This is a genomic window from Antarctobacter albus (assembly GCF_900101505.1).
In the GTDB taxonomy this organism is placed as follows: domain Bacteria; phylum Pseudomonadota; class Alphaproteobacteria; order Rhodobacterales; family Rhodobacteraceae; genus Antarctobacter; species Antarctobacter albus.
This window is the reverse complement of sequence record NZ_FMZI01000003.1, coordinates 217,901-243,798: the sequence shown is the minus strand read 5'-3', so window position 1 is coordinate 243,798 and position 25,898 is coordinate 217,901. Positions and strand designations below refer to the sequence as shown.

Sequence of the window (25,898 nt, the reverse complement as noted above, 5' to 3'; positions counted from 1 at the left end):
GGATCATGCGCTTTCCTCCGCCCGTCCCATGATTTCCTCTTCCATGTCCCAGATCATGCCCAGGATCTCTTCGCGTCTTTGCCCGAAATCGGGGTGTTTCTTGACCTCGCGCAGGTCGGCGTTCACCCCCATGTCGGCAAAGGGCAACCGGTATTCACGGTGGATGCGGCCCGGGCGCGGCGCCATGACCAGCAGGCGTTCGCCCAGTAAAAGCGCCTCTTCGACCGAATGCGTGATCAGGATGATGGTCTTGCCGGTCTCCTTCCAGAGCTTCAGCACGAGGCCCTGCATCTTTTCCCGCGTCAGCGCGTCCAGCGCGCCCAGCGGTTCGTCCATCAGGATCACGTCCGGGTCGTTGGCAAGGCAGCGCGCCAGCGCGACGCGCTGCTGCATCCCGCCCGACAGTTCGTAGACCGCCTTTTCCTTGAAGTCGCGCAGGCCGACCACATCCAGCAGGTGATCGACGTGCTGCCCCCAGTCCCGTTTCCGCTTGCCGGCCATGCGGGGCCCGAAACTGACATTGTCGCGCACGTTCATCCATTCGAACAGCGCGCCCTGCTGGAACACCATGCCGCGTTCCGCGTCCGGCCCCTTGACGACATGGCCGTTCAGGGTGATCTGCCCCTCGGTCGGGGCCAGGAACCCCGCGACGATGTTCAATAGCGTGGTCTTGCCGCAGCCAGACGGGCCCAGCACACTCAACAGTTCGCCTTCGGCCAGTTGCAGTGAGACATCCTTGAGCGCCTGGACCGAGGTGCCGTTGGGCAGGTCAAAGCGCATGGACAGGTTGTCGATGGAGAGTCCGCTCATGGTGGGGCCTTCCGGTTGGATCCGGCTGCGGGACCGCAAGGGCGTGCCCGCCGTGCAAAATCTCTGTGGTGAGCGCGTGCCCGGGGGGCGACCGGTGCCGCCCCCCGAAGCCGGATCTTACATGCCGCCGGCGGCCGAGCTCAGCGGACCGGTGTTGACGTTGGCATCATAGCTGTCGAGCGCGGCGTCGATGGACCCCGCCTCGACAAAGACATCGGCCACGCCCTTCATGAACTCCTGCGCGCCGCCGCCCAGCCACTTGGCGGTCAGCTGATCATCCACCGAGGGAAAGACGAAGGTCGAGATCGTCGCCTCGGTCGCATCCACGTCCATGCCAGCGTCCTTGGCGATGACAGGCAGCATCATGTCGTGGTTGGCCGGGTCCGCCCACATGGCGTTGGCCTCGGCTGTTACGGCAAGGAAGCTGGCCACGATGTCCGAATTCTCGGCCACCCAGCCCGCCGGGCCCGAGGTCACGTCGAAGACGAGAATGCCCAGGTCTTCCTTTTCGGCGCCGGTGAGCAGCACGTTGCCGTGTTCCTTCATGCGGCGCAGCGAACCGCCCCAGCCACAGGCCATGTCGACCGAGCCTTGTGCCAGCGCGGCGGCCCCGTCCGGGGGCGCCATGTCGACCACTTCCATCGTGGTGATGTCGACGCCGAAATGGCTCATCTGCTTGAGGAAACCGTAATGCGCCGCGGTGCCCAGCGGCACGGCGACCTTCTTGCCTTCCAGCTCGATGGCCGAATCCTTGTCGATCTCCAGCGCCTCGAGCACGACGCAGTTGTCGTTGTCGGAATAGCTGACCGCCACGTCGAGGATCTGCAGGTCCTGCCCGGCCGAGGTCGCCACCACGAAGGGCGGCACGCCCTGGCTGACCGACAGTTGTACGTCGCCCGAGGCCATCGCCGCCGACATGGCAGTACCGGTGTCGAAGCTGACCCAGTTGATGGTCACGCCCATCGCCTCGTCGTACATGCCTTCGGCCTTGGCGTACTGGAAGGGCATCGGCCATTCCAGGAAATAGCCCACGGTGATCTCCTGCGCGGAAACAGCCGTGGTGCCCGCCATGACGGCCAGCGCAGCAGCGGCGCCCTTGAGGGTGTTCTTCAATGTCATTTCGCTTCTCCCGTGTTGTCTTGCCGCCACCTGGGCGGCGCGTCTTCACGCACGCAAATGTGCGCTCGGCAGCGCCTCGTGCCGGGCGCTCTGGTCAATTCGGAACGGAAAATGGGCAACGGATCAACGATTTTTCCCCGATGCCTGCCCGATTTGGCGCCAACAGCCTGCCCATTTCGGAAAGGCAAAACAATTCAACCCACTGGAAACCCCCACAAAACCCTGTAAACGCAGGCTTGGAACATCCGTTTTGCGCCTCAACTGGCCCTATATGCGCGCCAGATCTGGCCCTAACGGCTGCCCATTAATCTGGCTCATGTGCTAGCATTCCGCGCAAGACCGGCAAGATGACCCAAGGAGGGCAAGAGAATGGACGGAACCTATTCCCAGAACGACCTCAGCCATGTTGTCGAGGCCGACAAGGCGCATGTCTGGCACCACCTGGTGCAACACAAGGCCTTTGACAGCAAGGACCCGAACATCATCATCGAGGGCAAGGGCATGCGCGTCTGGAACCAGGCGGGCAAGGAACACCTCGACGCGGTGTCCGGCGGTGTCTGGACAGTCAACGTGGGCTACGGGCGCGAGCGCATCGCCAAGGCCGTCTACGACCAGCTGATGCGGGTGAACTACTTTGCCGGCGCCGCCGGTTCGGTGCCCGGCGCCCTGTTCGCCGAAAAGCTTATCGAGAAGATGCCGGGCCTGACCCGCGTCTACTACACGAACTCCGGCTCCGAGGCGAACGAGAAGGCCTTCAAGATGATCCGCCAGATCGCGCACAAGCGCTATGGCGGCAAGAAGCACAAGATCCTGTACCGGGACCGCGACTATCACGGCACCACGATCGCCTGCCTGTCAGCAGGCGGCCAGGATGAGCGCAACGCGCAATACGGCCCCTTCACGCCCGGTTTCGTGCGCGTGCCGCACTGCCTGGAATACCGCAAGCACGAGCAGGAAGGCGCCCCCGCCGCGAACTACGGCGAATGGGCTGCCGACCAGATCGAACAGGTGATCCTGGCCGAAGGACCCGATACCATCGGCGGGCTCTGCCTGGAGCCGGTGACAGCGGGCGGCGGCGTGATCCCCGCGCCCGAGGGCTATTGGCAGAAGGTGCAGGAAATCTGCCGCAAGTACGACATCCTGCTGCACATCGACGAGGTGGTCTGCGGTGTCGGCCGCACCGGCACCTGGTTCGGCTACCAGCACTACGGGATCGAACCGGACTTCGTGACGATGGCCAAGGGCGTGGCCTCTGGCTATGCGGCCATTGCCTGCTGCGTGACCTCGGAACGTGTCTTTGACATGTTCAAGGACGATGCCGACGACCCGATGAACTACTTCCGCGACATTTCCACCTTTGGCGGCTGCACGGCCGGGCCTGCCGCCGCGATCGAAAACATGGCCATCATCGAGGACGAGGGCCTGCTGGCCAATACCACGGCGATGGGCGACTACATGACCGACCAGCTGAACGCGCTGGCCGACCGCCACGCGGTGATCGGCGACGTGCGCGGCAAGGGCCTGTTCCTGGGGGCCGAACTGGTGGCTGACCGCACCAGCAAGGAACCGGTGCCCGAGGCGCAGGTACAGGCTGTCGTGGGCGACTGCATGGGCCAAGGCGTCATCATCGGTGCCACCAACCGCTCTGTCCCCGGGCGCAACAATACGCTGTGCTTCTCCCCGGCGCTGATCGCCACCAAGGACGACATCGACCAGATCGTCTCGGCGGTGGACGGCGCGCTTGGGCGCGTCTTTGGCTGAATGCACTATCGCCTGAACGGATACGGGCAGCCCATCGGGCTGCCCGTCGAGCTGGACCTGCCCCGCCCGCCGCCCCCGCACACCCCCTTGCGCGGCGAGGTTGCGACGCTGGTGCCGCTGTCGGCGGATCATGCCGACAGCTTTTTCGAGGTCTTCACCGATCCCGCCGGCTGGACCTACCTGGGCGACGAGACGCCCTTTGCCGACCGTGACGCGGCCCGTGCCTGGACAGCGACCAAGGCCAACAGCCGCGATCCGCTTTTCTACACGGTCCTGGTCGATGATCGTCCCGTCGGGTTCCTGTCGCTCTTGCGGATCAACCCGCAGGCCGCCTCCATCGAGGTCGGCTTCATCCACTTTTCGCCCGCGTTGCAGGGCACCCGCGCGGCAACAGAGGTGCAGTACCTGCTAATGCGCCATGTCTTCGAGGACCTCGGCTATCGCCGCTACGAATGGAAATGCGACGCCTTGAACGCGCCGTCGCGCCGGGCCGCGCTGCGGCTGGGCTTTACTTTCGAGGGCATTTTCCGGCAGGCCCTGGTCTACAAGGGCCGCAACCGCGACACCGCCTGGTATTCGGTGATCGATTGCGAATGGCCCGCGCGGCGCACCGCCTTTGAGACATGGCTGGCCCCGGCGAATTTCGACGCCGACGGGCGGCAGCGGCAATCGCTGAGCGACTGCGCCACGGGCTGATACCCGGAAAGAACCTGCAATCTTATGGGACTGCGCCCCTCTTGAGGGTTTGGAAACCCTTTGCGTGACAGAACTCCGCAACCTGGCCGATGAACCCGAAGATTTGCCCTAGCGGAGGCTGCCATGCCGTCCAGATACCCATCCTATGCCTATGTCGAGCCGATGGCGACCGGCGTCACCGATGCCGAGATCGAGGACCTGATAAACGACATGATGTCCCAGACACCCGGCCTGACCCTGCGCGACGGCGGGCCGCTGGATCCCTTGTGCCGGGCCCTGAACGTCGACCTGGAATATTCAGGACCCCCGCACGAAATCCTGCTGGACGTGCCGCTGGACCGAAAGGCCTGTATCTGGCTGCCCAGGAAAAGCAAGCCGCGCCAGGACAGGTTCATCGCCGCGATGGGGGTCGGCTACTGGCTCATGCATGTCCCCACCACGCGCGAGGCACACCCGCGCTGCGGGATACAGGCGCTGCATCGCCCCGCCAACCGTGCCGCCCAGAAAGAGGCGATGCGCTTTGCCCGGATGCTGCTAATGCCGCGCGAGGAGTTCTGCAGCCTCTGGTACGAGGGGCGCGCGAACCTGGTCGCCGATACGCTGAACGTGCCGACGCAGGTCGTCTATGAACGCGCCGCCATGCTGGACATCCCGATGGAGGGCCCGGGTGGTCACAAGTACGAGTGGACGCCGCGCACCGATACGCCGACCGGCCCCTGACATGACCCGCACATCGCCGAACACAGGGAAGCCGCCAAAAAAGACAAAGGGCCGCCGCAGCGACCCCTTGTAGATTTCTGCCGGGACCTTGGTCCCGATGGCGCGCCGCAAAGGCGCGCGCCGGGATCAGGCGTTCACGCTGTCCTTGAGAGCCTTGGCAATGGTCACCTTGACCTGCTTGTCGGCTTCTTTCTTGAACTGCTCGCCCGTCGCGGGATTGCGCACCATGCGCTCGGGGCGCTCACGGCAATAGATCTTGCCCACGCCGGGCAGGGTCACGGCGCCGCCGCCGGCCACTTCGGCCGTGATGATCTCGCCGATTGCGTCCAGTGCCGCACCAGCCGTCTTCTTGTCCGCGTCCATCTTTTCAGCCAGTGCTGCCACCAGCTGCGTCTTGGTCATCGGTTTCGCCATTTCATGGTCTCCTTCACCGCCCGTCTCTACATTGGGCCTCTGATCCGACATAAAACCGGATATGGGGGTAAAACACAACGATTAGGGGCACGTCAGGCCCTTATATTGTGCATTTTGTGCCCGTTTCCGCTACGTCACAAGAACGCAGTTTCTTCGAAACTGCGCAGTTTCCGGCTGTGGATACGTTCCAGCGGCATGTCGCGCAAGGCTTCCATTGCACGAATCCCAATGCGAAGGTGCCGACTGACCTGTGATCTATAGAAATCCGAGGCCATACCGGGCAGCTTCAGCTCCCCGTGCAGAGGCCGGTCAGAGACGCAGAGCAGGGTGCCATAGGGCACCCGGAACCGGAATCCATTGGCCGCGATCGTGGCGCTTTCCATGTCCAGCGCGATGGCCCGCGACTGGCTGAGCCGTTTCACCGGCCCTGCGTTCTCGCGCAACTCCCAGTTGCGGTTGTCCAGCGAGGCAACAGTGCCGGTCCGCATTACGCGCTTGAGGTCGAAACCGCTCAATTGCGTCTCGGCCTCGACCGCGTCTTCCAGCGCGATCTGGATCTCGGCCAGCGCCGGGATCGGCACCCAGACCGGCAGGTCGTCGTCCAGCACCTTGTCCTCTCGCAGGTAGGCATGGGCCAGGACGTAATCCCCCAGAGATTGCGAGTTCCGCAGCCCCGCGCAATGCCCCACCATCAGCCATGCGTGCGGACGCAGCACGGCGATGTGGTCCGTCGCGGTCTTGGCGTTCGACGGCCCCACCCCGATGTTGACCAGCGTAATGCCCTGCTGCTTGCCCCGCTTGAGGTGATAGGTGGGCATCTGCGGCATCCGCTCGGGCGACAACAGCGGCGCCTCCGGGTCGGTGATCTCGGCATTGCCGGTGCTGACAAAGCTGGTGTAGCCGCTGTTGGGATCGGCCAACATGGCACGGGCGTAGGCCTCGAATTCGTCGACGTAGAACTGGTAGTTGGTGAACAGGACGTGGTTCTGGAAATGCTCGGGGCCGGTCGCGGTGTAATGGGCCAGCCGCGCCAGCGAGTAATCCACCCGCTGCGCGGTGAAGGGCGCCAGGGGCAAGGTCCCATCCGCGGCGGGCTGCGCCTGGCCATTGACGATGTCGTCGTTGGTGGTGGTCAGGTCCGGCACATCAAAGACATCGCGCAGCGCGAAATTGGCCGCGCCTTCCTGCGGGACGGTCACGTCCGGAAAATTGGCCACGGCGAAATGCACCGGCATGGGCGTCGCCGACAGGCCGATGCGGATCTTGACGCCGTGGTTGCCCAGCAACAGGCCGATCTGCTGCGACAGGTAGTTGCGGAACAGATGCGGGCGCGTGACCGTGGTGGCATAGGTGCCCGGCTGCGTCACGTGCCCAAAGCTGAGCCGGCTGTCGATCTTGTCAAAGCGCGTCGTGGTCAGCCGGATCTCGGGGTAATAGGCCCGCAGGCGCACGCCCGGGTGCCCGTCCGACATCGCCTTGAGGAACCCGTCACGCAGGAAAATCGCCGCTGCGTCGTAGAGTTCGCACAGCCGCTCGACCGCCTGATCGGCGTCATCGTAGCTTTCCTGCCCCGGCACATCGGGCGTGACGATCTCTAGATTTTCCGCCGTGTCCTGCATCACCACCCCCTGATTTTGGCCGGAGGTTGACAGGTAAGTTCGCCGGGTTCAAGTTGGCGAAAAAGGTCATAGGTGCTGACATGGATTACGAGACTGTTTCGGCCGAGGATTTCGGCGGCTCCCTGCGCGGGATGGGCATCAACCTGCTGGTGCGCGACGTGCGCCGTCAATCCGCCATGCTGGAGGCCGTCTTTGGCATGACCGCACTTCGGGTCAGCGCGGATTTCGCCATCATCCGCTATGGCGCAACCGTGTTCCAGTTGCACTCGGACGGGACATATTCGGCCAATCCCTACCTGTCCTTCCTGCCCGAGGCAGGGCCACGTGGCGCCGGGGCGGAACTGCGCCTGTACGACAGCGACCCGGACAGGGCAGCGGAAAAGGCAGAGGCCAACGGGATGCTGATCCTGCAACCGCCCACGGACAAACCCCACGGCTTGCGCGAGGCCTTTCTCATCTGTCCCAACGGCTATGCCTGGGTGCCGTCGCGTCCCCTCTGAGGCGTTGCGCGGGCAGGCCGGACAGCTATGATCGACATACGGCCCGACCATTGGCCAAGGGGATCCGACTGATGCTCGACCGTTTGATCATCGCCCTGACGGGCCTCGCCACCGCGGCCCTGCCCGCACTGGCCCAGCAAGAGATCACGCGCCATGAGCGTATCGCAAACTGGGCGCTCTTCGAGGACCGCGGTTATTGCTGGATGGCCACGAACACGCGCCTGCCCGGCAACGACCGCCTGATGCTGACCGTGGACCTGGACGAAAGCGTGTCGATGTTCATCGATTTCGCTGATGGCACAATTTTCGACGACGCGGCCGATCACGCGCTGTTTCTGGGTCCGCGCAAGGTCCTGTTCCGCTCACGCGGGGAATGGGCCTGGACCTATCGCGATTCCCCCGAACGCCTGGTCGAAACCATCCTTGAAAGCGCCGAGATCGGATTCGAGGTCCACCTCGCCGATGCGGGCGACATGGACGTCCTGAAAGGACATTGGGAGACCCGGGACGCGCAGCTGGCCTACGACACGTTGCGTGCAAGCTGCGGGCGCTGATAGGGTCGCCCGGTAACGCTAACCGGGGGACCCTCATGAACGCACCGCAGAACATCGCCAACATCGACCATTGGCAGGAACGCGTGGATCTGGCCGCCGCCTTTCGCTGGACCGTCCGGCTGAACATGCACGAGGCCGTGGCCAATCATTTCAGCCTGTCGATCAACGAGGACGGCACCAAGTTCCTGATGAACCCCGACCGCAAGCATTTCTCGCGCATCAAGGCCTCGGACATGCTGGTGGTGGATGCCAACGATCCCGAAACCCTGAACCGCCCCGGCGCGCCGGACCCCACCGCCTGGGGCCTGCATGGCGGGCTGCACCGCGCCTGCCCGCACGCGCGTTGCGCGATGCACGTCCATTCGATCAACGCCACGGTGCTGGCCTGTCTCAAGGACAAGCGCCTGCCGCCGCTGGACCAGAACGCGGCGATGTTCTTCAACCGGCAGGCGGTGGATGACCAGTACGGCGGACTGGCCTTCGAGGAAGAGGGCAAGCGCTGCGCCGAACTGATGGCAGACCCCAAGGTCAAGACGCTGGTCATGGGCAACCACGGCATCATGGTGATCGGCGACACGGTGGCCGAGACCTTCAACCGGATGTACATGTTCGAACGCGCGGCCCAGGTCTATGTCACCGCGCTGCAGACGGGACAGCCGCTGGACATCCTCAGCGACGAAGTGGCCGAAAAGACCGCCCGCGAGATCGAGGAATACCCCGGTGGCGATCATCACCACCTTGAGGAACTCAAGGCGATCCTCGATGAGGAAGGCTCGGACTACGCGACCTGAACGTCAGGCTTCGAGTGTCAGGCCCGGGTGAATGTCACCACCCGGCTGAGATCCCTGGCATGCGGGCCGGAGGCTTCCGGCCCGAAAATACGGACCTCGCGCACGGCCAGATCGGCGATGCGCGGGCCCAGCTCCGCCAGGCGGGCGTCATAGCCCTTGGCCTCCCAGTGTTCCGCATTGATCGACAGCGCCACTACGCCGCCCGGCCGCACCACGCGCAGCACCTCGTCCAGAGCCTCGGGTCCGACATGGCCGTGTGTGAATGTGCCTGAACTGGCCGCACCCGCGTAGGCGCCGTCCTCGACCGGCAGAGTTTCCAGCAGGTTTCCGGTGAACAGATGCGCATACAGCCCCTTGGTTCCGGCCACGTCCAGCATCTCTTGCGAGAGATCGGTGGCATCCACCGGGCCGATGCCGCAGGTCTTTAGGGCCGCCCCCAGAAGGCCGGTTCCGGCGCCAAGGTCCAGCACGGGCCCCTGTCCACCCACAGAGGCAAAGGCCTCTGCCACGTGCAGCGGCAGCATGTAGTCCATGTCGACGGCAAATTCGTCGTCATAGGTCGCGGCCCAGTCGGCATAGAGCCTGCGGTTGTCGTCGGGGGTTTGCAGCGCATAGGCCGCTTCCAGATCGGGATCATCCTGCATGGGACCGCAGACTAAGCGCAGCCCGGCCCGCCTGTCTAGCGCGTCCGGAGACCGGTTTCGTAGAGCAGGCCCTTGCGCTTGGCCTCGTAGTAATAGCCCCGCGCATACCACTTGATCGAATTGTCCCAGTCCCCGTCCGCCACGATATAGGCGCCCTTGAGGTACTTCAGTCCGTATTTCAGGTTGGTGTCCGCATCCAGCAGATCGCTGTTCTTGCCCTGGAACCCCATCGTGCGGGCGGTTTGCGGCAGGATCTGTAACAGGCCCCAATAAGGCCCGGCCCGCGCGGCGGGGTTGTGGGTGCTCTCACGGATGGCCAGCCGGTGGACCAGCCCACGGGGCAGTTCGTAGTGGTCGGCCCAGCGGTTGATCTTGGCGCGCAGTTCCGGCGTCTCGTTCGGGTGCAGCGGGATCGCGCGCGGCGCGGGATCGGCTGCGACGGGGTCACGCCGTCCGGTCGAACAGGCGGCGACGGTGGCAAGAGCCGACAAAAGGAACAGGCGACGGGCCAGCATGCGAGTCTCTCCGAAAGGTGCGCGCTGTCGTAGCGCGCGGACCCGGCCCGCGCGAGTCCGCTGACGTCGTGTCGGCGAAAGCCCGCCGCGCAACCGCGGATCGGCGGCGCTGTGCCGACCACCTCACAGGCCGCGACATCGCGTCAAGACTTGCATCTTGACGCGTGCGGCGCCACCTAGGGCGCATGACAAAGACCCTGCTTTCTCTTGGCCACGGATTTTCCGCACGGGCGCTGGCGCCGCTTCTCCTGTCCGAGGGGTGGGAGGTGATCGGCACGACACGCGACCCGGCCAAGCTGGAGGCCATGCGCGCAACCGGCGTGACACCGATCCTCTGGCAAGAGGACAGCGTGACCAAGGCCCTGGGCCGCGCGACGCACCTGTTGATGTCCGCCGCCCCCGACGCCGAGGGCGACCCGGCGCTGCGGCTGGTGGGCCCCGCCATCGCCGCGAGCGCGCCACGCATCGAATGGGCGGGCTACCTGTCGACCACCGGGGTTTACGGCGACCACCAGGGCGGATGGGTGACTGAGGACACGCCTCTCGACCCGGCCACGCGGCGCGGACAACTCCGGGTCGAGGCAGAGGCCGCCTGGGCCGCCGTCCCCGGCCTGCCTCTGCACATCTTCCGCCTTGCCGGCATCTATGGCCCCGGGCGCGGCCCCTTCGCCAAGCTGCGCAAGGGCACCGCGCGCCGCATCATCAAGCCGAACCAGGTCTTTTCGCGGATCCACGTCGAGGACATCGCGCAGGTTCTGCGGGCCTCCATCGCGCGGCCCAATCCGGGTGCGGCCTACAACCTGTGCGACGATGCCCCGGCCCCGCCGCAGGACGTGATCGCCTGTGCCGCCGAGATGCTGGGAATGCCGATCCCGCCCGAAGTGCCCTTCGAAGAGGCGGAACTCAGCCCGATGGCACGCAGTTTCTACGGCGAAAGCAAGCGCGTCTGCAACGCGCGCATCAAGGAGGAACTGGGCGTGACCCTGCGCTATCCCGACTACCAGAGCGCGCTGGCGGCCATTCTTGCCGCCGAACAGGCGTCCGGAGGATGAAGGACGCCCAAGAGGCGCCGGACACCGAAACTGTGCGCAATCCGCAAAGTCTGGGCGACCTGCTCGAGGCGATGCGCCCCGAAGACGGCGCCGAGCGGATCTCTGTCGAAACGGTTCTCAGCCGCGTCGGGGACCAGTCGTTTGTGGCCGTGATCCTTGTCGTGGCCATCGTGCTGGTCTCGCCCGTGTCCGGCATCCCCGGCACGCCGACCATCGGCGCGTTGATCACCATCCTTGTGTCGACACAGGCGCTCTTGGGGCGACGGCACCTCTGGCTGCCGAAATTCCTCTGCCGCCGCAGCATCAGCGCGCGGAAGATGAACCGCGCCATCAACTGGCTCAGCAAGCCCGCCGGTTGGATGGACCGGCACAGCAGCGGCCGCCTGCGGCTGCTCAGCTCGCGCGCGCTGCGTCCCTTCGCCTTTGCCTCGGTGACGCTGATCGCGATTTCCTGGCCGATCCTGGAACTCCTGCCCTTCGTGACCTCGTTCTTTGCCGGGGCGGTGTCGATGATGATGTTCGGAGTGATGACCCGCGACGGCATCTACCTTCTGGCGGGCTATGTGCAAGCCGGCGTACTGGTTCTGATCCTCGGCTCGATCTGGTCGGGCCTGATATGAAAACGGCGCCCCGGTGGGGCGCCGCATGTTCCTGTCCGGAATGGCTGGCTCAGCTGCGGACCAGCTTCTCATAATCTTCCGAGATCTCGCGCGTCATCGCGCCAACCTCGAAGTTGAAGTCGCCGATCTGGCCCACGGGCGTGACCTCGGCGGCGGTGCCGGTCAGCCAGCACTGTTCAAAGCCTTCCATCTCTTCGGGCATGATGTGACGCTCATGCACCTTGATCTGCTTGTCCTGCAGCATGCCGATGACGGTCTGGCGGGTCAGCCCGTTCAGGAAGCAATCGGGCTTGGGCGTGTGCACCTCTCCGTCCTTGACGAAGAAGATGTTGGCCCCGGTCGCCTCGGCCACGTAGCCGCGGTAGTCCATGAACAGCGCGTCGGAACAGCCCTTGGCCTCTGCCGCGTGTTTCGACGTGGTGCAGATCATGTAAAGGCCAGCCGCCTTGGCGTGGACCGGGATGGTTTCGGGCGAGGGGCGCTTCCACTTGGAAATGTCGAGCTTGGCGCCCTTCATCTTGGCGTCGCCATAGTAGTTGCCCCAGGACCAGGCCGCGATGGCCAGGCGAACCGGGTTGCGCGCCGAGGCGACACCCATGTCCGGTCCCGCGCCGCGCCATGCGACGGCGCGAACATAGGCGTCGGTCAGACCGTTGGCAGCAAGGACGGCCACCTTGGCGGCCTCGATCTCATCGACGGTATAAGGGATCTCGAAGTCCAGCTCGCGGGCCGAGAAATGCAACCGTTCCGAATGCTTGCGCGAAAGGAAGATCTTGCCGTTGTAGCACCGCTCGCCCTCGAAGACAGAGCTGGCGTAGTGCAGCCCGTGGGTCAGTACGTGCACATTTGCCGCCCGCCAGTCCACCATCTGACCATCCAGCCAGATCTTGCCGTCGCGATCGTCATATGCTCCATCTGCCATCTTCTCTCTCCTCATGTGCAGCGGGCCAAATTTTTCGATTGTTGCGCGATATGCGTCCGGATCGGACATAAAGTTGCGCTAAATCTGCGACTCGCTACCAGTTGACTCTTGGAATGTCAACAAGGCTGACTTAAAATGGCGCAAAACCAGCAAGGGGCAGAGGGAACCATGTCAGAGGGGCGCAGCCCGCAGGGCGAGACCCTGCTTTTCCTTACCGACGAGCAGTTGCGACAGGGTGCAGAGGCGATGTTCTTTGCCTACCGGGGCTTTACCGCCGATCCAGACCGGATCCTGGACGGGCTCAGCTATGGCCGTGCACATCACCGGGCATTGCATTTCATCCATACCGCGCCCGGCACCACGGTGAACAACCTGCTGACGATCCTGGGCGTGACGAAACAATCGCTCAACCGCGTGCTGCGTACCCTGATCGAGGACGGCCTGGTGCAAAGCCAGGTCGGGCGGACCGATAAGCGGGAACGGCACCTTTACCTGACAGAGGCGGGCGAGACGCTGGAACGCGAACTGTCAGATGCCCAGAGGAGCCGCATGCGCGCCGCCTTTCGCGATGCCGGCCCCGAGGCGGTCGCCGGATTTCGCCGGGTCCTGGAGGCAATGATGGACCCGGAACTGCGACGGCAGTACCACAAGCTGAGGGGAGGCAGGGGATGACCGAGAACGACGCGCATCTGCTGATCGTGGACGATGACGAACGCATCCGGGGGCTGTTGCAGAAATTCCTGGTACGCAACGGTTTCCTGGTGACGGCGGCCCGCGACGCGGCGCATGCCCGGCGGCTGCTGTCGGGACTGGATTTCGACATGATCATCCTGGACGTGATGATGCCTGGCGAAGACGGCGTGAGCCTGACCCAGAGCATCCGCGAAACCTCTCAGACGCCGATCCTGCTGCTGACCGCCCGGTCCGAGACCGAGGACCGCATCAAGGGGCTGGAAGCCGGCGCCGACGATTACCTCGCCAAGCCGTTCGAGCCCAAGGAGCTCTTGCTCCGGATCAACGCGATCCTTCGGAGGATGCCGGAACCCAGCGCCGAGGATAGCGCGCCCAAACTGCTGACCCTGGGCGATTTCCGCTATGACATCGAGCGCGGCGAGATGTGGCAGGGGGAGGAGATGGTCCGCCTCACCGCCACCGAAAGCCAGCTGATGCGCATCTTTTCCGCCCGCCCGGGCGAGGCGCTGAGCCGCGCGAAACTGGTCGAGGAACTGGGCCGCGACAAGGGACAGGCCCAGGAACGCGCGGTCGACGTCCAGATCACGCGGTTGCGGCGCAAGCTGGAGGCCGACCCGAAACAGCCGCGCTACCTGCAGACGGTGCGCGGGGCGGGATACATGCTGGCGCCCGACTGACGGGTTGCGGCCCCGGGCGTTTCGCGGTTTGGTCGGGCGGAGTCGCGCCCTCCGGGCGCGTTTCTGAGTAATTTTAGAGAGAAGAATCAGGGGGGCGCGATGACAACGGCACTTTTCACCCATGCGGATGCGCTGGATCATGTGACGCCCGAGGGGCACCCGGAGCGCGTGGCCCGGATCGAGCACCTGCTGCATGCGCTGGCAGGTTTGGACCTTGATCGTCGCAGCGCACCCGAGGTCGAGGAGGCGCAGCTGCGGCTGAGCCACCCGCAGCGGTATATCGACCGCATCCGCGGCGGCGTGCCGGACAGCGGGAATACCCAGCTGGATGCCGATACCTGGATGTCGCCGGGATCCTTCCGTGCAGCCTCGCGGGCGGCGGGAGCCGCCGTTGCGGCGGTGGACGCGGTGCTGGCGGGCGAGGTGGACAATGCCTTTTGCGCCATGCGCCCGCCCGGGCACCATGCCGAGACGGAGACGCCGATGGGCTTCTGTTTCTTCGGCAACGTGGCCATTGCCGCGAAACATGCGCTGGAGACGCATGGGCTGAGCCGGGTTGCCGTGGTCGATTTCGACGTGCACCACGGCAATGGCACGCAGGACCTTCTGTGGGATGAGGCGCGCACACTGTTCATCGGCTCGCACCAGATGCCGCTCTGGCCAGGCACCGGCAGCGCGGAGGAACGCGGCGCCCATGACAACGTGCAGAACCTGCCCTTGCCGCCGGGATCGGGGGGCGCCGAGATGCGCGCGGCCTGGACCCCTGCCCTGTCGCGGATGCGCGCCTTCCGGCCCGAACTGTTGATCATCTCGGCCGGGTTCGACGCCCACCAGGACGATCCGCTGGCGCAACTGGAATGGACGGTCGAGGACTTCCGCTGGATCACCCGCGAATTGTGCGCGCTGGCGGCAGATGAATGCGGCGGACGCGTGGTGTCCTGCCTCGAAGGCGGCTATGACCTTGGCGCGCTCAGCGACAGCGGAAAGGCGCATGTGGAACTACTGATGGAGGCGGGCAGATGAGCGAAACCCCGGTCGAGGAAATGAGTTTCGAGCAGGCGATGGCCGAGCTGGAAAAGGTCGTGGGCCTGCTGGAACGCGGCGACGTGGCGCTGGAAGAGTCCATTTCGCTTTATGAACGCGGCGCCAAGCTGAAGAAGCGCTGCGAGGACAAGCTGAAGGACGCCGAGGAAAAGGTGGCGGCCATCACGCTGGACGGCGATGGCAACCCGGTGGGGACGAAGCCGGTCGAGGGGCTCTGATGGGCTTTCAGGACGGGCTGGCAGAGGCGGCCCGCACGATCGAGGATCACCTCCGGCACGTTCTGTCGGATTTGGGCGGCCTGCCGGTGGTGCAGGCGATGGGCTATGCTGCCGCGGGCGGGAAACGCCTGCGCGGCTATCTGGTGCTGGAAGGCGCGCGCATTCACGGCATAGCGCCTGCGCAGGCGATCTGGCCCGCCTGTGCCATCGAGGCGATCCATGCCTACAGTCTGGTGCATGACGACCTGCCCTGCATGGATGACGACGACATGCGGCGTGGGATGCCGACCGTCCACCGCAAGTGGGACGAGGCGACCGCCGTGCTGGCGGGCGATGCGCTGCAGACCCTTGGGTTCGAGCTGGTGGCCTGCCCAGACTGTCACCCGGACGCCGTGGTGCGCGCCGATCTCGCGCTCAGCCTGGCCCGGGCGGCGGGCGCGCGCGGGATGGTGCTGGGACAGGCGCTGGACATGGCGGCGGAACAGTCGGACACGCCCCTGAGTCTGGACCAGATCACCGCGCTCCAGGCGGGCAAGACCGGCGCGCTGTTCGGCTGGTCGGCCGAGGCCGGTGCGCGCATGGCGCGGGCCGACATCACCCCGCTGACGGGATACGCCCGCGCGCTTGGCCTCGCCTTCCAGATCGCCGACGACATCCTGGACGTCGAGGGCGATGCCGCCCAGATGGGCAAGGCCGTGGGCAAGGACGCCGGCCGGGGCAAGGCGACATTCGTCAGCCTGCTGGGGATGGACGGGGCGAAACGCCGCGCCGAATCCCTTGTGACAGAGGCCTGCGACTGCCTATCTGTATACGGCAGCGAAGCTGGAAACTTGCAGGACGCCGCGCGCTTCGTTATTTCGCGCCGGACCTGACCAGACGGAGGGCGCCATGAGCGACCGGCCCCAGACCCCATTGCTCGACCGCGTTCAAGGCCCGGCCGATCTCAAGCATTTCTCAGATGCCGAGCTGGAGCAGCTGGCCGAGGAACTGCGCGCCGAGACGATTGCCGCCGTGTCGGAAACCGGCGGCCACCTGGGCGCGGGCCTGGGGGTGATCGAACTGACGGTCGCCCTGCACGCGATTTTCGATACACCCCGGGACAAGATCATCTGGGACGTCAGCCACCAGTGTTACCCGCACAAGATTCTGACCGGGCGGCGCGATCGCATGAACACGCTGCGCCAGAAGGACGGGCTGTCAGGGTTCACCAAGCGATCCGAGTCACCCTACGATCCTTTTGGTGCGGCCCATAGCTCGACCTCGATTTCCGCTGCACTCGGCTTTGCCGTGGCCCGCGACCTGGGCGGTGTTTGCGACACCGGTCACGGCGATGCGATCGCGGTGATCGGTGATGGCGCCATGAGCGCCGGCATGGCCTTCGAGGCGATGAACAACGCCGGCCACCTGGGCAAGCGGCTGATCGTGATCCTGAACGACAACGAGATGAGCATCGCGCCGCCCACCGGCGCGCTGTCGTCCTATCTCAGCCGGCTTTATGCCGAGGCGCCGTTCCAGGACCTCAAGGCTGCCGCCAAGGGCGCCGTCTCGATGCTGCCCGAACCGTTCCGCGAGGGGGCCAAGCGGGCCAAGGAGATGCTCAAGGGCATGACCGTCGGCGGCACGCTGTTCGAGGAACTGGGGTTTTCCTACCTCGGGCCGCTGGACGGGCATGACCTGCACCAGTTGCTGCCGGTCCTGCGCACCGTGCGGCAGCGGGCGACCGGGCCGATCCTGCTGCATGTGCTGACCAAGAAGGGAAAGGGCTATTCCCACGCCGAGCACGCCCCGGACAAGGGCCACGCACGGGCCAAGTTCGACGTGGTCACGGGCAAGCAGAAAAAGGCGCCCTCGAACGCGCCGTCCTATACCAAGGTCTTTGCCCAGGCGCTTTTGCAGGAGGCGGCCGAGGATCCGCGCATCTGCGCGGTGACGGCGGCGATGCCCGATGGCACCGGGCTGGACCTGTTCGCGGAACGCTACCCCTCGCGCTGCTTCGACGTGGGCATCGCGGAACAGCATGGTGTGACCTTTTCCGCGGGGCTTGCGGCGGGTGGCATGCGGCCCTTTTGCGCGATGTATTCGACCTTCCTGCAGCGCGGATATGACCAAGTGGTGCATGACGTTGCGATCCAGCGCCTGCCGGTGCGCTTTGCCATCGACCGTGCCGGGCTGGTCGGGGCCGACGGGGCGACCCACGCAGGATCCTACGACGTGGCCTACCTGGCGAACCTGCCGGGGTTCGTCGTCATGGCAGCCGCCGACGAGGCCGAGCTGAAACACATGGTCGCCACCGCCGCGGCGCATGACAGCGGCCCCATCGCCTTTCGCTATCCGCGCGGTGAGGGCATGGGCGTCGAGATGCCGGAGCGTGGCGAGGTTCTGGAAATCGGCAAGGGCCGGATGATCCGCGAGGGCAAGGGCGTGGCAATCCTGTCCTTCGGTACGCGGCTGAAAGAGGTACTCGAGGCCTGCGAGGCGCTGGAGGCGCGCGGCGTTTCCCCCACCGTTGCGGATGCGCGCTTTGCCAAGCCGCTGGACCGGGATCTGATCCTGGGCCTGGCGCGGGACCATGACGCGCTGATCACCATCGAGGAGGGCGCGGTGGGCGGCTTTGGCAGCCACGTCGCGCAGCTATTGGCCGAGGAAGGCGTCTTTGACACCGGGCTGAAGTACCGTTCGATGGTGCTGCCCGACATCTTCATCGACCAGGCCAGCCCGCGAGACATGTACGCCGTTGCCAAGCTGAACGCCGAGGACATCGAGGCCAAGGTGCTGGACACCCTGGGCGCTGCGGTTCTGGACAAACGCGCCTGACGATCAAGACCGGAAACCGGACCTGACGCGCGACGCTACAACATCGCGCGCAGCATTGCCGTGTTGGTCTGGATCACCGCGTTCAGTTCCGTCATGCGGGCAAGGCGTTGCTCGATGCCCTTCTGGCAGGCATCCAGTTGCTCGACGATCCCCTCCAGCTCCTTGCGCGACTCCGACAGGCTGGCGCTTTCGATCTTGCACATCATCCGGGTCGAGCTGAGGCCCGTGACATACCGCTTCATGTCCAGGACGCTGCGGGCGAAACGCTTGGCCTCGGCCTCTACCCGCACCAGAGATGCCACGGTTTCGTCCCGGAACTTCTGGCGATGGGCGGCCACTTCCGCCATCTCCACCTTGGCATCCATGCAGTCGGGATAAAGCGCCGCATTGGTGTCGAAACATTCGATCATCTCCTGTTCGACCGCAGTCGCGAAACTGAGGAACTGGCCGCACAGAATAGCGTCGCGCATCCGGGCAAATACGCATGCGTCGCCGTCGACAAAGGTCTTTACCCAGGTCGACATCTCTTCGAGCATCTGGCTGTAGTTCACCGATATCGCGCTGATCGCGCCGCCGGCGTTTTCCAGCCGCGAGGCGATGATCCGCATGTTCATCGGCACCGTGCGGATCACCTTGAACGACTCCGTGAGGTCTGCGGTTTCCACCCCGACCTGCGCAATCGCCCGCGACATTTCCAGAAACCGCCGCTGCAGCGGGTCGATCCCCTGCCCGGTCGCGGTGGCGCGCGCCTCGAACTCGGTCGCAAGCGCGTGGCTCTGGAAGGTGTCGTAACTGGAAAACCCCTGCGCCCTTATGACGGCCAGCAGCGCCTCGGCACTGTCTCGCGGGCTCAGCCCGTCTTCCTTTTCGCGGCTCAGCAGATCGGCATACAGGCCCGACACCGTGGCAAAAAGCTCCGAACTTGGCTTGATCCGGGTCGAGATATACCCACCGTCCGCGGGAGAGACGAGCGCGAAGACCCAGTAGTACCGGCCGGTCTTGCTGCGGTTCTTGACGTAGGCCCCGGTGGGTTTGCCCGCCTTGATCCGATCCCACAGCAGGTGAAAGACCCCCTTGGGCATGTCCGGATGCCGGATCAGCTTGTGCGGCGCGCCAAGCATCTCTTCCCAAGGATAGGCGGCGACACGCTGGAACACACAGTTGCCCGCCTTGATGATGCCGCGCTCATCGGTGCGGGAGTAGAACAGTTCCGTCAGGTGAAACTGGGCCTCGGCGGCGGCAAAATTCGACTCTGCGGCAAAGCGCGGGTTGTGTTCCGTCATTGGTCAATCCTGGGGCAACAGGGCGTCAGGCAGAACACCGGCACGACGCCATTGAAGTGGGGAAAGACGGGGCCGTCCTGGCACGTCCTGTCTAGATCATCGACCGCAACAGGGCGGTGTTGTTCTGGATCACGGCATTGAGGTCCATCACCCGGGCAAGGCGATCCTCGATTTCCTGCTGGCAGCTGTCCAGCTGTTCGACGATCCCGGCCAGAGAGCTGCCTGATTCCGACAGGCTGGCGCTTTCGATCTTGCACATCATCCGTGTCGAGCTGAGACCGGTGACATAGCGTTTCATGTCGAGGACGCTGTGGGCAAAGCGCCGCGCCTCGCGTTCCACAGACGACAGCCTGTCGATGGTCTGCTGCATGAACCGCTGTTCGTGCTCCGTCAGTTCGGCAATCTCGCGCGCGACGTCGATGGTGTCCGGATAGGCGTCCTGGCTGGTGCCGAAGCCGGTGATCATCTCGCGTTCGACGGCCGAGGCGAAACACAGGAACTGCCCCATGAAAATGGCACTGCGGATATGGGCAAAGACGCAATCGTCCCCTTCGACGAAGGTCTTGACCCAGGTCGACATCTCTTCGAGCATCTGGCTGTAGTTGACCGAAATCGCGCTGATCGGACCACCGACGTTTTCCAGCCGCGAGGCGATGATCCGCATGTTCATCGGCACTGTACGGATCGCCTTGAAGGCCTCGGTCATCCTGTCGGCCTCGTCCCAGACCTCGGCAATGGCACGCGACATGTCGACGAACCGCTGCAGCATCGGGTCCAGCGAACGCCCCATCTGGCGCGAACGGGCCTCGAACTCCGTCGCCAGTGCGTGGCTCTGGAAGTTGTCATAGGTTGCAAACCCCTGGTCGCGGATCCACTTCTGCAAGGTCTCGGCACTGTCTGTGGCGCTCATGCCGTCCTGCTCGTGCTTCAGCATCCCCGCATACAGCGCCTCGACCTCGGCCCGGAGGGAAGAGACCGGCTTGATCCGGGTCGAGATGTAGCCATCCTCGGTCGGCGCCACCAACGCGTAGACCCAGTAAAATCGCCCGCAGATCCGCCGGTTCTTGACATAGGCCCCGGTCGGCTTGCCCGCCTTCAACCGTTCCCAGAGCATGTGAAACACGCCCTTCGGCATGTCCGGGTGGCGGATCAGCTTGTGCGGGGCGCCAAGCAGCTCTTCCCATTCATGTCCCGCGACACGCTGGAACACCTCGTTGCCCGCCTTTATCACCGCCCGCTTGTCGGTGCGGGAATAGAAAGCCTCGTTCACCTGGAACGTGGCCTCTGATTTGGACACCCCGGACGGGAATGCGGGATCGAGTTCGGACATGGGCGCGCCTCCTGCTTGGGGACGACCCTAAAACGCAAACCCTTTTCGAATCCTGAACGCAAACGCGCGGCACCGGGGTGCCGCGCGTCCGATTTTCGTTGGATTTGATCCTTAACCCGGGCTCATACCCCGCATCTTCTCCGACCGGCGGCGCAGGATCTCGACCGTGGTCAGCAGCATGATCGAGATCGCGACAAGGATCGTCGCAACCGCCAGGATCGTCGGGCTGATCTGTTCCCGAAGGCCGGTGAACATCTGCCAGGGCAACGTCTGCTGCTGGGCAGAGCCGACGAAGATCACAACCACGACCTCGTCAAAAGAGGTGATGAAGGCGAACAGGCCACCCGAAATCACCCCCGGCAGGATCAGCGGCATCTGCACGCGGAAGAAGGTCGTGACCGGGTCCGCGCCCATATTGGCCGCCGCCCGCGTCAGCGAACGGTCGAAGCCCACCAGCGTCGCGGTGACGGTGATGATCACGAAGGGAATGCCAAGCGCGGCATGGGCCAGGACCACGCCCATCAGCGTCCCCTGCAGGCCGATCCGCGAGTAGAAGAAGTACATGCCGGCGGCCGAGATGATCAGCGGCACGATCATCGGCGAAATCAGGATCGCCATGATCGCCCGACGGAACGGCACATGTTCCGAGCTGAGGCCGATGGCCGCCAGGGTGCCGAAGCTGACAGACAGCAGCGTCGCCAGCGGCGCGATGATCAGCGAGTTGCGCAGTGCCTGTTGCCATTCCGACGAGGTAAAGAAGTCGCGGTAATGCTTGAGGCTGTAGCCCTCGGGGTCGAACCGCAGCATCTCCGGCGTGAAGGTAAAGAAATCCTCGGCGTTGAACGACAGCGGCATGACCACGAGGATCGGAGTGATCAGGAAGACGAAGATCGCGCCGGCGATCACGCGGAAACTGTATTCCCACAGCACCTGCCCGGAGGTCAGGTAGGGCGGCAGCGGGACGCGGTGACGCCCCATGCCGATCCAATAGGTGAACCAGCCAAAGAACCAGCCGAAGATCGCACCGACCACGAGGCCCGGCAGGCCACCGAGCAGGTAGCCGGCCACCGCCATGACGGCGATCAGGACCAGCTTGAAGGTCTTTTCCAGTTTCGGGTCCAGCACGGCCAGCGCGACAAAGGCCAGCGCGGCCAATATCACGAACCCCAGCAGGATGCCCATCAGGACCGATCCGTTGGCGGCCCCGACGAAGACCCCGGCAAAGCCCCCTGCTGCCCCGACCACGGGGGCGGAAAACTGGATCGGCTGTTTGACGGCTTGTGTCTCGACGGCCATTGCTCAGCGCTCCTGCGTCTTGGGCGCGGACATTGCGCGCGCCTTTTCGATTGCCGCCCGCATCACGTGCGGACGGAATTCGGTATCGGGCTGTTCCAGAAAAATGGTCATCCTCAGCCCCCGAGCTTCACGTTGTCGATGCCGACGATCCGGTCGTAGGCCCAGTAGAGGATCAGCACGACCGCCAGCAGGATCGTCCCAAGCGCGGCCGCGAGGCCCCAGTTCAGCGACGACGAGATGTGATAGGCAATCCGGTTCGAAATGAACGTACCGGTGGTGCCGCCCACGATCTCGGGCGTGATGTAGTAGCCGATCGACAGGATGAAGACCAGGATGCTGCCTGCGCCGATCCCCGGCACGGACTGCGGGAAGTAGACCCGCCAGAAGGACGTCCAGTTCGTCGCGCCCAGCGATTTCGCCGCGCGGACGTAGGTGGGCGGGATCGTGGACATGACCGAGTACATCGGCAGGATCATGAAGGGCAGCAGGATATGGGTCATGGCGATGATCGTGCCAAGCTGGTTGTTGATCATCACCAATCGCCCGTCATCGGCCACAAGTCCCAGCCAGACCAGCACGTCGTTGATCACCCCCTGTTGCTGCAGCATGACCTTCCAGGCCGAGGTCCGCACCAGCAGCGAGGTCCAGAAGGGCAGCAGCACCAGGATCATCAGCAGGTTGGCGGTACGCATCGGCAGCGTCGACAGCAGGTAGGCCACCGGGTAGGCCAGCGCGATACAGCTGAAGGTGATGACAAGGCTCATGAACATCGTTCGCTTGAACAGCAGGCCGTAGATGCGTTCGTCCTCGTCCCGCATGGCGGCGCCATCCGGCGTCTTCTGCATGTCCACCGCGTTCAGGAAATAGCCGTTGGTGTAAGCGGGGCTGTAGGTCTTGATGGTCTGCCAGACCCGTGTGTCCAGCCAGTCCTCGTCGATCTCGCCGAATGCGGCCTGAAGATCGGCAGTCTGGAAATCAGGGCTGTCCACCAGCGCGTCGGCTGCCTTGAGCATCTCGGCGCGGGGTCCGTTATAGGACGAGACATCGCCATCACGCAGGTCTTCGTAAAGCCGGGTGACAACGAGGGTCCAGGGTTCTTCCTCGAACGGGCTGTCCTCGTCCTCGTCACGCACGAAGGTCGCGAACCGGCTATAGGCCTCTGCCGTGCGCGGCAAGACATCGGCGATGTCGTCGCGCATCTCGAAGGCCGGGATAGGATCGTTGAAGTCCTCGTTGTTCTCCTTGGCCTTGTCCTCGGCTTTGACCCAGGCCTTGTAGGCCGCCACGCTGTCGGCGGTGCCCATCAGCTCTGCCCAGGGCAGCGCCTCGTCCCAGGCCTCGTCGAGGTCCTCGAACTGGTCCAGGTAGACTTCGCCGATGTCGTCCAGGCCACGACCCGACTTGCGGAACAGCGAAGACACGCCGGTCAGCTCGTAGTTGAGACGCGAGCCCAGCCGCGTGTGCAGCTTGTATTCGGCGGCCAGGAAGATGTCCGTGTAAGCCGCGTCGAAGACCGCATCGCCCGGCAGCTCGCCGCTGGTGTCATCCCAGTCGGCCAGCGCCTCGACGGTGCGGGGCAGCGTGTCGCGCACGATCTGGTTTTCCACCGACCGGAACAGCATGTCCGCGATGGGGGCAATGAAGGTCAGCAGCACGAAGATCAGCAGCGGCGCGATCAGGGCCAGCGCGCGCATCTTCTGCGCCCGCAGGGCCCGCGCCAGGCTGCGTTTCAGGGGTGTCCCGTCGGCGGCCAGCACCGGGCCCCCATTGCCGGAGCCGTGCCGCGGTTCACTTTCCCGCGCGTCCAGTGCGGCCGCCTCGTGAAAGGCATCCTCCGGCGTCGGTGCGTCGGACGTCTGCGGTCCGGATCCCTTCAGCGTGCTCATGCCGCGCCCTCCACTAGAATGAGTGTGCCCTCGGAATGGGCCTGTCTGATTTTCACGAGGTCCTGGTAGGCCGGATCGTGATAGGCGGCCTTGGCCGCGTCATAGCTGGGATAGGCGATCACCACGTGGCGCGCTCCCAGTTCCCCCTCGAGCACTTCGGCCCGTCCGCCGCGCACGATGTACCGCGCGCCAAAGCCGCGCATGATCGGGGTGTTGCCGTCGACATAAGGCTTGTAGGCCTCGGGATCGTTCACCGTCACATGGGCGATCAGGTAGCCCAGCGGCGCCTCGCCGGCCGGCTCGGGCAGATCCTCGTCATTGCCTTCGGCGACCATGATCGCGCTGGTCGCATTGTCCCGGCGGATCTTGGCAACGTCCTGGTAGTCGGGGTCGTGATAGGCCTTCAGCGCCGTATCGTAGCTGTCGAATTCAAAGACGACGTGCCGCTCGTTGGCCGTTCCCTCGACAACTTCGGCCTGCCCGCCGCGCACCAGGGGCCTGGCGCCGTAGCTCAGCAGGATCGGCGTGTCCCGGGCCACGTACTCCTTGTACGGTTCGGGATCGGTCACCGTGATGTGGCCGATGATATAGCCCTTCGGCATGTGGTGTCCCCGTCGTTTGTCTTGGTCCGTGGCGGGCGGTGCCGCCCGCCACGAACGATGTTGTCCTCACGGGGCGGGGATCATCCCCGCCACGGCGCGAGATCAGTTCTGGGCGAGCCAGGACTGGAATTTCGCGTCGATGTCGTCGCGGTAGTCAGCCCAGAACTCGTAGTTGTAGAGCAGGGTGTTGCCCGCGTTCGCCGGATCGGTCGGCATGTGCGGCGCCATGTCGATGCCCAGTTCGGCGTGCTGCGACACCATCGGGGCCGAGCTTTCGCGCGCCGGACCGTAGGAGATGTACTTGGCCTGGTCGGCCAGACGCTGGGTGTCGGTCGCGAAGTAGAGGAAGTCCATCACGCGCGCCAGGGCGTCGTCGGACAGGCCCTCGGGCACAATCCAGCCGTCAAGGTCGAACACCTGCATGTCCCAGAGCATCGCCACCGGCTGGTCCTGCTCCTCGATGACCGAGAAGAGGCGGCCGTTGTAGGTCGAGCCCATGAAGATCTCGCCATCCGCCAGCAGCTGCGGCGTGTCGGCGCCGGCCGACCACCAGACCACCTGATCCTTGATGGTGTCCAGTTTCGCAAGCGCGCGGTCCTGGCCTTCGTCGGTTTCCAGGACGTCGTAGATCTCGTCCTTGGCCACGCCGTCACAGTACAGCGCCCATTCCATGTTGTTCAGCGGGCGCTTTTCCAGCGCGCGCTTGCCCGGGTAGGTTTCCAGGTCGAAGACGGCGCAGACGTCGGACGGCGGCTCGACGCCTTCCGGCACCATGTCGGAACGATAGCCGAAGGTGGTCGAGTAGACGATCTGCGGGATGAAGCAGTCGGAGACGATCAGGTCGCCGAAGTCATCTTCCGCGCCGGTGCCATCGGGCGCTTCGGCCAGCACGTCGTCAAAGTCGATTTCCATCGCCAGGCCTTCGTCGCAGAGGCGGATCGCCGATGCGGCGGTCACGTCCACGAGATCCCAGGTGATGTTGCCGGCTTCGTTCATCGCGCGCAGCTTGGCCACCGCCTCGGCAGAGCTTTCGTCCCATGCCACCGACACATCCGGGTGCATTTCCAGATAGGGTTCGACGTAGGCTTTCAGCTGCGAGTTCTGGTAGGCACCGCCCCAGCTCACGATGGTCATGTCTTGCGACATGTCCTGAGCCGAAACGCCCGCGGCTGCCACGGTCAGGGCCGTGGAGGCCAGCAGTGTCTTTGTGAGTTTCATTATTTAACTCCCTAGTTAACCCGTTATCTTGGTTGAGGCGATGTTACGGGTACGAACCTCGCCCCAAGGTCGCGTCCCCGCGCGCGTGCAAACGGCGCAG

At 64.7% G+C, this 25,898-nt stretch carries 27 protein-coding genes; 14 read left to right on the top strand and 13 right to left on the bottom strand.

The window, feature by feature from the left end; genetic code table 11:
• Positions 1-3 precede the first annotated feature (3 nt).
• Complete coding sequence (locus BLQ71_RS06740; protein WP_043136316.1) at positions 4-810, bottom strand: taurine ABC transporter ATP-binding protein; 807 nt, start codon at positions 808-810, stop codon at positions 4-6.
• A gap of 117 nt (positions 811-927) precedes the next feature.
• On the bottom strand, positions 928-1,929 hold the full coding sequence (locus BLQ71_RS06735) for a taurine ABC transporter substrate-binding protein (RefSeq protein ID WP_074621159.1): 1,002 nt from the start codon (positions 1,927-1,929) through the stop codon (positions 928-930).
• Between the two features lie 369 nt (positions 1,930-2,298).
• Here BLQ71_RS06735 and BLQ71_RS06730 point away from each other — a divergent pair, with 369 nt between their 5' ends.
• From BLQ71_RS06730 to BLQ71_RS06720, 3 genes are all read left to right on the top strand, one after another.
• Complete coding sequence (locus BLQ71_RS06730; protein WP_074621158.1) at positions 2,299-3,690, top strand: aminotransferase family protein; 1,392 nt, start codon at positions 2,299-2,301, stop codon at positions 3,688-3,690.
• Positions 3,691-4,386, top strand: coding sequence for a GNAT family N-acetyltransferase (locus BLQ71_RS06725; protein WP_074621157.1), 696 nt, complete (start codon positions 3,691-3,693; stop codon positions 4,384-4,386).
• A gap of 123 nt (positions 4,387-4,509) precedes the next feature.
• Positions 4,510-5,106, top strand: coding sequence for an ImmA/IrrE family metallo-endopeptidase (locus BLQ71_RS06720; protein WP_074621156.1), 597 nt, complete (start codon positions 4,510-4,512; stop codon positions 5,104-5,106).
• Between the two features lie 126 nt (positions 5,107-5,232).
• Here BLQ71_RS06720 and BLQ71_RS06715 read toward each other — a convergent pair whose 3' ends face one another.
• The gene (locus tag BLQ71_RS06715; protein WP_043136303.1) at positions 5,233-5,520 is read right to left on the bottom strand and encodes an HU family DNA-binding protein; all 288 of its coding nucleotides are present in this window, start codon (positions 5,518-5,520) and stop codon (positions 5,233-5,235) included.
• A 134-nt stretch (positions 5,521-5,654) separates the two neighbouring features.
• Positions 5,655-7,139: an AMP nucleosidase gene (locus tag BLQ71_RS06710; protein ID WP_043136300.1), complete on the bottom strand. Its 1,485-nt coding sequence runs from the start codon at positions 7,137-7,139 to the stop codon at positions 5,655-5,657.
• Positions 7,140-7,219: 80 nt separating this feature from the next.
• On the opposite strand from BLQ71_RS06710, the gene BLQ71_RS06705 reads away from it, so the two are divergent.
• The 3 genes from BLQ71_RS06705 (at position 7,220) to BLQ71_RS06695 (ending at position 8,984) form a co-directional block, all read left to right on the top strand.
• Complete coding sequence (locus BLQ71_RS06705; protein ID WP_074621155.1) at positions 7,220-7,639, top strand: VOC family protein; 420 nt, start codon at positions 7,220-7,222, stop codon at positions 7,637-7,639.
• 71 nt (positions 7,640-7,710) lie between these two features.
• A complete protein-coding gene (locus BLQ71_RS06700) occupies positions 7,711-8,193 on the top strand; it encodes a hypothetical protein (RefSeq protein WP_074621154.1) in 483 nt (160 codons plus the stop codon).
• Between the two features lie 35 nt (positions 8,194-8,228).
• Positions 8,229-8,984, top strand: a complete 756-nt coding sequence (locus BLQ71_RS06695; protein WP_043136291.1) for a class II aldolase and adducin N-terminal domain-containing protein — start codon at positions 8,229-8,231, stop codon at positions 8,982-8,984.
• Between the two features lie 17 nt (positions 8,985-9,001).
• Here the strand turns inward: BLQ71_RS06695 and BLQ71_RS06690 are convergent, their stop codons facing one another.
• Both BLQ71_RS06690 and BLQ71_RS06685 read right to left on the bottom strand, forming a co-directional pair.
• Entirely contained in the window at positions 9,002-9,628 is a 627-nt protein-coding gene (locus BLQ71_RS06690; protein WP_043136289.1) for a class I SAM-dependent DNA methyltransferase, read from the bottom strand.
• Between the two features lie 35 nt (positions 9,629-9,663).
• Positions 9,664-10,143: a transglycosylase SLT domain-containing protein gene (locus tag BLQ71_RS06685; RefSeq protein WP_052244208.1), complete on the bottom strand. Its 480-nt coding sequence runs from the start codon at positions 10,141-10,143 to the stop codon at positions 9,664-9,666.
• Positions 10,144-10,328: 185 nt separating this feature from the next.
• Here BLQ71_RS06685 and BLQ71_RS06680 point away from each other — a divergent pair, with 185 nt between their 5' ends.
• Both BLQ71_RS06680 and BLQ71_RS06675 read left to right on the top strand, forming a co-directional pair.
• Positions 10,329-11,195, top strand: coding sequence for an SDR family oxidoreductase (locus BLQ71_RS06680; RefSeq protein ID WP_074621153.1), 867 nt, complete (start codon positions 10,329-10,331; stop codon positions 11,193-11,195).
• The gene (locus tag BLQ71_RS06675) at positions 11,192-11,815 is read left to right on the top strand and encodes an exopolysaccharide biosynthesis protein (RefSeq protein WP_074621152.1); all 624 of its coding nucleotides are present in this window, start codon (positions 11,192-11,194) and stop codon (positions 11,813-11,815) included. The genes BLQ71_RS06680 and BLQ71_RS06675 overlap by 4 nt, the downstream gene beginning before the upstream one ends.
• Positions 11,816-11,864: 49 nt before the next feature.
• On the opposite strand, the gene BLQ71_RS06670 is transcribed toward BLQ71_RS06675, so the two are convergent.
• A complete protein-coding gene (locus BLQ71_RS06670) occupies positions 11,865-12,737 on the bottom strand; it encodes a branched-chain amino acid aminotransferase (protein WP_043136279.1) in 873 nt (290 codons plus the stop codon).
• Positions 12,738-12,905: 168 nt separating this feature from the next.
• Between BLQ71_RS06670 and BLQ71_RS06665 the strand changes: the two genes are divergently transcribed.
• The 6 genes from BLQ71_RS06665 (at position 12,906) to dxs (ending at position 18,183) form a co-directional block, all read left to right on the top strand.
• A complete protein-coding gene (locus BLQ71_RS06665) occupies positions 12,906-13,409 on the top strand; it encodes a MarR family winged helix-turn-helix transcriptional regulator (RefSeq protein WP_043136758.1) in 504 nt (167 codons plus the stop codon).
• Complete coding sequence (locus BLQ71_RS06660; protein WP_069209215.1) at positions 13,406-14,107, top strand: response regulator; 702 nt, start codon at positions 13,406-13,408, stop codon at positions 14,105-14,107. Before BLQ71_RS06665 ends, BLQ71_RS06660 begins: the two co-directional genes overlap by 4 nt.
• A 99-nt stretch (positions 14,108-14,206) precedes the next feature.
• On the top strand, positions 14,207-15,130 hold the full coding sequence (locus BLQ71_RS06655) for a histone deacetylase family protein (RefSeq protein WP_074621151.1): 924 nt from the start codon (positions 14,207-14,209) through the stop codon (positions 15,128-15,130).
• Positions 15,127-15,369: an exodeoxyribonuclease VII small subunit gene (locus BLQ71_RS06650; RefSeq protein WP_043136271.1), complete on the top strand. Its 243-nt coding sequence runs from the start codon at positions 15,127-15,129 to the stop codon at positions 15,367-15,369. Before BLQ71_RS06655 ends, BLQ71_RS06650 begins: the two co-directional genes overlap by 4 nt.
• The gene (locus BLQ71_RS06645; protein ID WP_074621150.1) at positions 15,369-16,241 is read left to right on the top strand and encodes a polyprenyl synthetase family protein; all 873 of its coding nucleotides are present in this window, start codon (positions 15,369-15,371) and stop codon (positions 16,239-16,241) included. Before BLQ71_RS06650 ends, BLQ71_RS06645 begins: the two co-directional genes overlap by 1 nt.
• A gap of 16 nt (positions 16,242-16,257) precedes the next feature.
• Positions 16,258-18,183 (top strand): 1-deoxy-D-xylulose-5-phosphate synthase, encoded by a 1,926-nt coding sequence (gene dxs / locus BLQ71_RS06640; protein ID WP_069209218.1) that lies wholly within the window; start codon positions 16,258-16,260, stop codon positions 18,181-18,183.
• A gap of 35 nt (positions 18,184-18,218) precedes the next feature.
• Here the strand turns inward: dxs and BLQ71_RS06635 are convergent, their stop codons facing one another.
• The 6 genes from BLQ71_RS06635 to BLQ71_RS06610 form a co-directional block, all read right to left on the bottom strand.
• Entirely contained in the window at positions 18,219-19,466 is a 1,248-nt protein-coding gene (locus tag BLQ71_RS06635) for a PAS domain-containing protein (protein WP_074621149.1), read from the bottom strand.
• A 91-nt stretch (positions 19,467-19,557) separates the two neighbouring features.
• Complete coding sequence (locus BLQ71_RS06630) at positions 19,558-20,796, bottom strand: PAS domain-containing protein (RefSeq protein WP_074621148.1); 1,239 nt, start codon at positions 20,794-20,796, stop codon at positions 19,558-19,560.
• Between the two features lie 111 nt (positions 20,797-20,907).
• Positions 20,908-22,092, bottom strand: a complete 1,185-nt coding sequence (locus BLQ71_RS06625; RefSeq protein ID WP_043136254.1) for an ABC transporter permease — start codon at positions 22,090-22,092, stop codon at positions 20,908-20,910.
• A gap of 113 nt (positions 22,093-22,205) precedes the next feature.
• Complete coding sequence (locus BLQ71_RS06620) at positions 22,206-23,978, bottom strand: ABC transporter permease (protein ID WP_083242254.1); 1,773 nt, start codon at positions 23,976-23,978, stop codon at positions 22,206-22,208.
• Positions 23,975-24,580, bottom strand: a complete 606-nt coding sequence (locus BLQ71_RS27045; RefSeq protein ID WP_308421209.1) for a DUF1330 domain-containing protein — start codon at positions 24,578-24,580, stop codon at positions 23,975-23,977. The genes BLQ71_RS06620 and BLQ71_RS27045 overlap by 4 nt, the downstream gene beginning before the upstream one ends.
• Positions 24,581-24,682: 102 nt before the next feature.
• Positions 24,683-25,798, bottom strand: coding sequence for an extracellular solute-binding protein (locus BLQ71_RS06610; protein ID WP_069209221.1), 1,116 nt, complete (start codon positions 25,796-25,798; stop codon positions 24,683-24,685).
• Between the last annotated feature and the right edge of the window lie 100 nt (positions 25,799-25,898).